Source organism: Deltaproteobacteria bacterium RBG_16_64_85 (assembly GCA_001798885.1).
Lineage (GTDB): Bacteria > Desulfobacterota > Deferrimicrobia > Deferrimicrobiales > Deferrimicrobiaceae > FEB-35.
Map to the genome: position 1 here is coordinate 80,191 of MGQW01000065.1, position 6,885 is coordinate 87,075.

Sequence of the window (6,885 nt, forward strand, 5' to 3'; positions counted from 1 at the left end):
TCTCGCCGTACCGCAGCGGGTACGCCTCGGTCGGGCGCCTCGCCGGAAGCGGCGCATCGACCCTCTCGGTGCGCGGGCTCTTCGGCAACGGCACCCTGGAGACCGGCTCACTGCGCCCCCCTCCTGCGGCGGCTCCGCCGGAGCCGCTTGCGGCTCAGAGCACACAGCATCCGCTGCGTTGGGTGCGTGTCTCATCCGTCACCGTGAACGGAGACTTCCGGTGATGCTTCCGTACTTCGTCCAGTCGCCTCTCCTGCGGTCGGTGCCGGGGGTTTACCACGCGTTCGTCGGGATAGACCCCGTCCGGGGGAGGACATCGCGGGATCAACTACGGGAGGTCTTCGCCGTGCCGTCCTCCCGTGTAGGGACCCTCCGCCAGGTGCATTCCGCGGTCGCGCTGGAGATGGAGGAGACGGACGGGGAGGTTTCCGGCCGCCGGTGGCGCAAGGGGGATGCCCTCTGGACGGCTGCTCCAGGGACAGGGGTCGGCGTCCGGACCGCAGATTGCGTCCCGATTCTCTTGGCCCACTCCCGTCTGCCGGTGTGCGCCGCGATCCACGCCGGTTGGCGGGGGATGGCGGCCGATGTCCTCGGAGAGACGGTATGCTGCATCGCCGCGAGGGTTGGCCACGGCGCGGTCGACGGACTTGTGGCTGCGGCAGGGCCTTCCGCCAGGGGCTGTTGCTACGAAGTGGGAGAAGAAGTGGCGGAAACGCTCCGGAGGTGCCCCGGGGGAGAGCGGTACCTCGTGAAGGGGAAGGTGGCGGGGAAATGGAATGCCGATCTGCAGTCGTTCGCCGTGGAGGGGCTTCTCTCCGCAGGCCTCTCCCGCGTCCGTGTGGAAGGGGTGGGCCCCTGCACCGTGTGCTCCCCGCGGTTCCACTCGTACCGGCGCGAAAAGTCCTTGACCGGCAGACAGCTTAGTTTTATCTATAGATGGGATATCGCCGATGCCTTCACATTTCTTCCAGGACAGGACACCCGATGAGCCGCCCAGAGACCCGCATCCGCATTGAAAACGAGATCCTCGGCCGGCAGGAAAAGAATGTCTCCGAGGAGGCGCAGGCCAACCACCTGATGCACCTCCTGATGGAGAACTATCCGCTGCTCTCCGCCTCGGTCATCGCCGTCGAGGCGGGTGGAAAGGGCATCTCCGTTTTCGCTCAACGGGGCCTCTCGGGCCGCTTCATCAAGGAGCTGTATGCCCGGAAGGGCCTCCCCCTGATCGCAGCGGCGAGCAAGGGAGAGGTAGCCGTTTCCGGCAACGACGCGCGCGCGAAGGATCCCGGATTCCGGCTGGAGCACGAGTACAAGGTCCTCTACGCGGTCCCATGCCGCATCCAGGGGGAGACGCTGGGCGTTTTCGTCGCGGACTCCCGGCATGCGGACCTGCTCGGCGCGGAAATGCGGCAGGACCTCCTCGCCTTCTCGCGGCTTGCGACCCTGTTCATCGCGATGCGGGAGCTGCGGGGAAAGATCTCCCGGGTGCCCGACATCGACGCGGTGACCGGCCTGCTCACCTTCAAGTATTTCCACGAGGTGCTCCACCGGGAACTGAGCCGCGGGAAAAAGTTCGGACACGCGGTGAGCCTCATGTTCCTCAAGGTCCGCAATCTCCGGGAGATGAACGAGGTCTATGGGCACGTTTCCGCCGACAAGGCGCTTGCAGAAGTGGCCTCGAAGATCCGCGCTGCCTTGCGCGACGTGGATTACGCCGCCCGTTCCGGCGGATACATCTATGTCGTCATGCCCGAGATGACCAAGGCGGAGGCCCGGGTGACGGCGGGGAAGATCGCGGAGTCGATGGCCGCTTCCCCCGTAGGGCAGGGGAAAGTCTTCCTGACGCTGGCGATCGGGATCGCGGCGTTCCCCAAGGACGGCGACACGGAGAGGATCCTCATTCCCCTCGTGGAGTCGATGGTCCACGAATCGATGAGGAAGGGTGGCAACGCCGTTTCCGTCTACAAGGATTAGCGCTGCCCGCCGCCTTATTTTCCTTGACATCCTGAAACCGGTCGGCGGAGAATGAACCGTAGCCTCAGCGAGAGCACCTGCCGGAGCTTTTCAAACCGATAATCGCCACGGTTTTTTCCATAACGGCCAGAACCCCCATTTATCCGGGAGAACGTGCATGAATCTGAAAGAATTGAAGGGAATGCGGATCGGCGAATTGACCGAGATCGCAAGGAGCCTCAACGTCGACGGGGCGGCAGGACTGAAAAAACAGGAGCTGATCTTCGCCATCCTGCAGGCGCAGACCGACCAGGAGGTCATCGTCTCCGGGGAAGGAACGCTGGAAGTGCTTCCCGACGGGTACGGTTTCCTGCGGTCCCCCGATTCGAACTACCTCCCCGGACCCGACGACATCTACGTCTCCCCCTCGCAGATCCGGCGGTTCGGGCTTCGCACCGGCGACACCATCAGCGGCCAGATCCGGGCCCCCAAGGGCGAGGAGCGGTACTTCGCGCTCCTCAAGGTCGAGAAGATCAACACCGAGGACCCCGAGATCAGCAAGGACAAGATCATCTTCGACAACCTGACGCCGCTGTATCCGCAGGAGAAGTTCCAGATGGAGTACGTCCACGACAACTTCTCCACCCGGATCATCGACCTCATCGCCCCGATCGGGAAGGGCCAGCGGGCGCTCATCACGTCGCCTCCCCGCGCCGGCAAGACGATCATCCTGCAGAACATCGCCAACGGGCTGACCAAGAACCATCACGAGGTCGTCCTCATCGTCCTGCTCATCGACGAGCGGCCCGAGGAGGTGACCGACATGCAGCGCAGCGTCAAGGGCGAGGTCATCTCCTCCACCTTCGACGAGCCCGCTCAGCGGCACGTCCAGGTGGCCGAGATGGTGCTCGAGAAGGCGAAGCGCCTCGTGGAGCACAAGAAGGACGTGGTGATCCTCCTGGACAGCATCACCCGCCTGGCGCGCGCCTACAACGCCGTCGTCCCGCCCTCCGGGAAGGTCCTCTCCGGCGGGGTCGACGCGAACGCACTGCAGAAGCCCAAGCGGTTTTTCGGGGCCGCCCGCAACATCGAGGAGGGAGGGTCGCTGACCATCATCGCAACGGCACTGATCGAGACCGGCAGCCGGATGGACGAAGTGATCTTCGAGGAGTTCAAGGGGACCGGCAACATGGAGCTCGTCCTCGACCGGAAGATCTCCGAGAAGCGGATCTTCCCGGCCATCGACATCAACAAGTCCGGCACACGGAAAGAGGAGCTCCTGCTGGAGAAGCAGGTCCTCCAGCGGGTGTGGATCCTGCGGAAGTTCCTCTCCCCGCTGTCGCCCGCGGAGAGCATGGAGTTCCTGCTGGACAAGATCTCCAAGACGAAGACGAACAAGGATTTCCTCGAGTCGATGAATTCGTGACCCGTTGAGAGGAGAAGGGCCAAGATGAAGGAGAACCTCCATCCGAAATACGCGGCGTCCACGGTCAAGTGCGCCTGCGGAAACACCTTCGAGACGATGTCGACCACTCCGGAGATCAAGGTGGCCATCTGCTCGAACTGCCACCCGTTCTTCACCGGGAAGCAGAAGCTCATCGACACCGCGGGTCGCATCGAAAAGTTCCATAAGAAATACGACCAGAAGAAATAAGAGAGGTCGTCTAAGGAGCCTCCCGTCCCCCCCTCCGTGATCGTCGTCCTCCTGCAGTGCACCCCCGAGCCCGAGCGGCTGGTCGCCCTTGCGGCGCGCCTCTGCACCTCCCCCGCGGCCATCGCGGACCTCCAGGAGGACGTCTCCCGGAAAGACGTCCGCAGGCTCGTCCGGCGGGTGCTCTCGATGGGGCACGCCTCGGTCCTGGAGCACGTGGTGTTCACCTACGGGGTGGAGGGGATCTCCCGCGCCACCTCCCATCAGCTGGTGCGCCACCGGATCGCCTCCTATTCCCAGCAGAGCCAGCGGTACGTCGCGGCAACGTTCGGCTACGTGACTCCCAAGACGATCGGGGACGGGCAGGGCCGTAAGCGGGCGCTTGCGGGTCAGTTCGAGAAGCACATGGAGGAGAGCGCGCGGCTGTACACGGAGATGCTTTCCGCCGGAATCCCCCCGGAGGACGCGCGGTTCGTGCTGCCCAACGCCACGGAGACGAAGATTCTGATCACCATGAACGCCCGAGAGCTGCATCACTTCTTTGCACTGCGCCTGTGCCGCCGTGCGCAGTGGGAGATCCGGGAGATGGCCAGGCGGATGCTGACCCTGGCGAACGAAAAAGCTCCCCTGCTGTTCGAGACGGCGGGCCCGGGATGCGTGCGCGGCCGCTGCCCCGAGGGGAAGATGACCTGTGGAGATCCGGGGGGGGTGCGGCGGGAGTTCGCCGAGCTTCGGAAAGGGAGCCGGTGACGCACGTGGAGCCCAGGGAACTGGTCCTCGGCGGGCAGGCCGTCATCGAGGGCGTAATGATGAAGGGGCCGTCGCGGTACGCCGTCGCGGTCCGCAAGGCGAGCGGCGAGATCCGCGTGAAGGATTTCCCGATCGCCGTGAGCCCGGCAAAAAAGAGGATGTCGAAGCTGCCCATCCTTCGCGGCGTGGTCACGATGGCGGCGATGCTCGTCATCGGTTACCGGGCCCTCCAGTACTCGGCGGACGAGGCGATGGAAGACGCGGAGGCGGCCGGGCAAGGGGGAGAAACCGCACTCCGCGAAGAAACCGGGAAGGGCGGGAGCGGGCTTGCGATGGCGGCGGCTCTGGCGCTGGCGCTTCTGTTGGGCATCGGCCTCTTCTTCTGGCTTCCGCTGCTGGCCGCGCGCGGGATCGCGGCCCTCCTCCCCGCGTTCTCCGGGCGGTTGGCGTTCAACCTCGTCGACGGCGGCATCCGCGTTCTGGTGTTCGTCGGCTACGTGCTGGGGATATCGATGATGAAGGACATCCGGCGCATCTTCCAGTACCACGGCGCCGAGCACAAGGTGGTCAACGCCTACGAGCAGAAGGCGGACCTCTTACCGGAGACGGTGAGGGCGCACTCGAATCTCCACCCGCGCTGCGGGACGAGCTTCCTGCTGTTCGTGATGGGGATCAGCATGGTCGTGTTTTCCCTGATCCCCCACGACAGCTCCCTGCTGACGAAGGCACTGATGCGCCTCCTGCTCCTGCCTGTCATCGCAGGGATCTCCTATGAGGCGCTTCGGCTCTCGGCGAGGAAGGCACAGTTCCCGGTTTTCAAGGTGCTGGTCTTGCCGGGGATGCTCCTGCAGCGGCTGACCACCCGCGAGCCGGACCTCTCCCAGATCCAGGTGGCCATCGCTTCCTTCCGGCGGGTGGTCCCTGCCGACAGCACGGAGGTCCGCCTTGTGGGGTAAGCTGGAGAAGGTGTGCGCGCGGGTCGCCGAGCTCGAGCGCCTGATGACCGACCTGTCGATCGTCGGGAACCCGAGGGAAATGCAAAGGGTTGGCCGCGAGCTCTCGGACCTGCGGCCGCTTGCCGAAGCCTACGCCCGGTACCGGAAGATCGCGCGGGATCTCGACGAAAACCGGCAGCTCCTGGAGAACGAGAAGGAGCCGGAGATGCGGTCCATGGCCCGGGAAGAGGTCGCGCGGCTCTCGGAGGAGCAGGAGAGGCTTGCCGGAGAGATCCGCCTCCTCCTGGTGCCCAAGGACCCCAACGACGAAAAGGACATCCTGATCGAAATCCGGGCCGGCGCCGGCGGTGAAGAGGCGGCGCTCTTCGCAACGGAGCTGTTTCGAGCCTATTCCATGTACGCGGCCCTCAAGGGATGGAAGGTCGAGGCCCTGTCCCGCAGCGAGACCGGTCTGGGCGGGACCAAGGAAATCATTGCCATGATCGAGGGGAAGGGGGCCTACAGCCGCCTGAAGTTCGAGAGCGGTGTCCATCGCGTGCAGCGGGTGCCCGCCACCGAGTCGGGCGGGAGGATCCACACCTCCACGGTCACCGTCGCGGTGATGCCGGAGGCCGAGGAGGTCGACGTGCAGGTTGGCCCCGAGGACCTGCGGATCGACGTATTCCGATCCTCCGGGCCGGGGGGGCAGAGCGTCAACACGACCGACTCGGCGGTTCGCATCACCCACCTCTCGACGGGCTTGGTCGTCCAGTGCCAGGACGAGAAATCGCAGCTCAAGAACAAGTCGAAGGCACTCAAGATTCTCCGTTCCCGCCTCTACGACCTGGAGATGGAGAAGCAGCGCGCCGGGCGTGCGGACCTTCGCCGCTCCCAGGTGGGGACCGGCGACCGCAGCGAACGGATCCGGACTTACAATTTCCCGCAGAACCGGGTGACCGACCACCGCATCGGACTCACCGTCCACCAGCTCTCGCAGGTCCTGGACGGCGGGTTCGACCTCTTCATCGACGCCCTGATCTCCAGCGCCCAGGTCGACGCGCTCAAAACCGCCGGCTGACGCGGAGGCCCTGCAACGATGGCCGTCCGGTTTTCGCTGCCCGAATCCCCGACTGCACCGCAATTGCCGCGAGCGGCTCCGTTCGCTCGCCGGTGTGCTGCTTCCGTATCGGAAGTCGCTTTGCCTCAGGGGGGACCTCGCTGGCGATTCGCCACGCCGCTCCTATCCGGAGCGGTCCGCCTCGGCAAGCTGCCGGCGCCCTCCTGGGCGCCTTGTCCTCGCTATCCGCTCGGCGCTTGCCTCGGAGCTCGAACCCCCCGCATGCACTCTATCGGTTGGGTTCTCGCTCCCCGGCTTCGTCCAGCGAGCGTGCCCCAAGGTCCCTTCCCCGGCCTTCGGTCCCCCGTCACCGTCCGCATTGCGGGGGACATTCCTGATGTTTGCGCTTTCTATCGCGAGGAGTGTCCCCCCTCGTGTCGCGGGGTCCGCGCCGGTTCCGCGCCTGTGGCTGCTCGCTGCGCGAGGCCCCCCTTTCGGCTGCGCCTTCCGTTTGGGGCGCACCTTACAGGAGGGTCCGG

7 protein-coding genes and 1 pseudogene (1 of these 8 only partly in view) are annotated in these 6,885 nt (G+C 65.3%); 7 read left to right on the forward strand and 1 reads right to left on the reverse strand.

The window, feature by feature from the left end; all coding sequences use genetic code 11:
• Positions 1-88: pseudogene (locus A2Z13_01850) on the reverse strand (hypothetical protein); it reaches 128 nt to the left of the window's first position.
• A gap of 135 nt (positions 89-223) precedes the next feature.
• Between A2Z13_01850 and A2Z13_01855 the strand changes: the two are divergent.
• The 7 genes from A2Z13_01855 (at position 224) to A2Z13_01885 (ending at position 6,367) form a co-directional block, all read left to right on the forward strand.
• Positions 224-988, forward strand: coding sequence for a hypothetical protein (locus A2Z13_01855; protein OGP77513.1), 765 nt, complete (start codon positions 224-226; stop codon positions 986-988).
• Positions 985-1,974, forward strand: a complete 990-nt coding sequence (locus A2Z13_01860) for a hypothetical protein (protein OGP77514.1) — start codon at positions 985-987, stop codon at positions 1,972-1,974. The genes A2Z13_01855 and A2Z13_01860 overlap by 4 nt, the downstream gene beginning before the upstream one ends.
• 157 nt (positions 1,975-2,131) lie before the next feature.
• The gene (locus A2Z13_01865; protein ID OGP77515.1) at positions 2,132-3,379 is read left to right on the forward strand and encodes a transcription termination factor Rho; all 1,248 of its coding nucleotides are present in this window, start codon (positions 2,132-2,134) and stop codon (positions 3,377-3,379) included.
• Positions 3,380-3,403: 24 nt separating this feature from the next.
• A complete protein-coding gene (locus tag A2Z13_01870; protein ID OGP77516.1) occupies positions 3,404-3,607 on the forward strand; it encodes a 50S ribosomal protein L31 in 204 nt (67 codons plus the stop codon).
• Between the two features lie 36 nt (positions 3,608-3,643).
• Entirely contained in the window at positions 3,644-4,354 is a 711-nt protein-coding gene (locus tag A2Z13_01875) for an FAD-dependent thymidylate synthase (protein ID OGP77517.1), read from the forward strand.
• Positions 4,351-5,310 (forward strand): hypothetical protein, encoded by a 960-nt coding sequence (locus A2Z13_01880; GenBank protein ID OGP77518.1) that lies wholly within the window; start codon positions 4,351-4,353, stop codon positions 5,308-5,310. Before A2Z13_01875 ends, A2Z13_01880 begins: the two co-directional genes overlap by 4 nt.
• Before the next feature lie 43 nt (positions 5,311-5,353).
• Positions 5,354-6,367, forward strand: coding sequence for a peptide chain release factor 1 (locus tag A2Z13_01885; protein ID OGP77568.1), 1,014 nt, complete (start codon positions 5,354-5,356; stop codon positions 6,365-6,367).
• Positions 6,368-6,885: the final 518 nt, after the last annotated feature.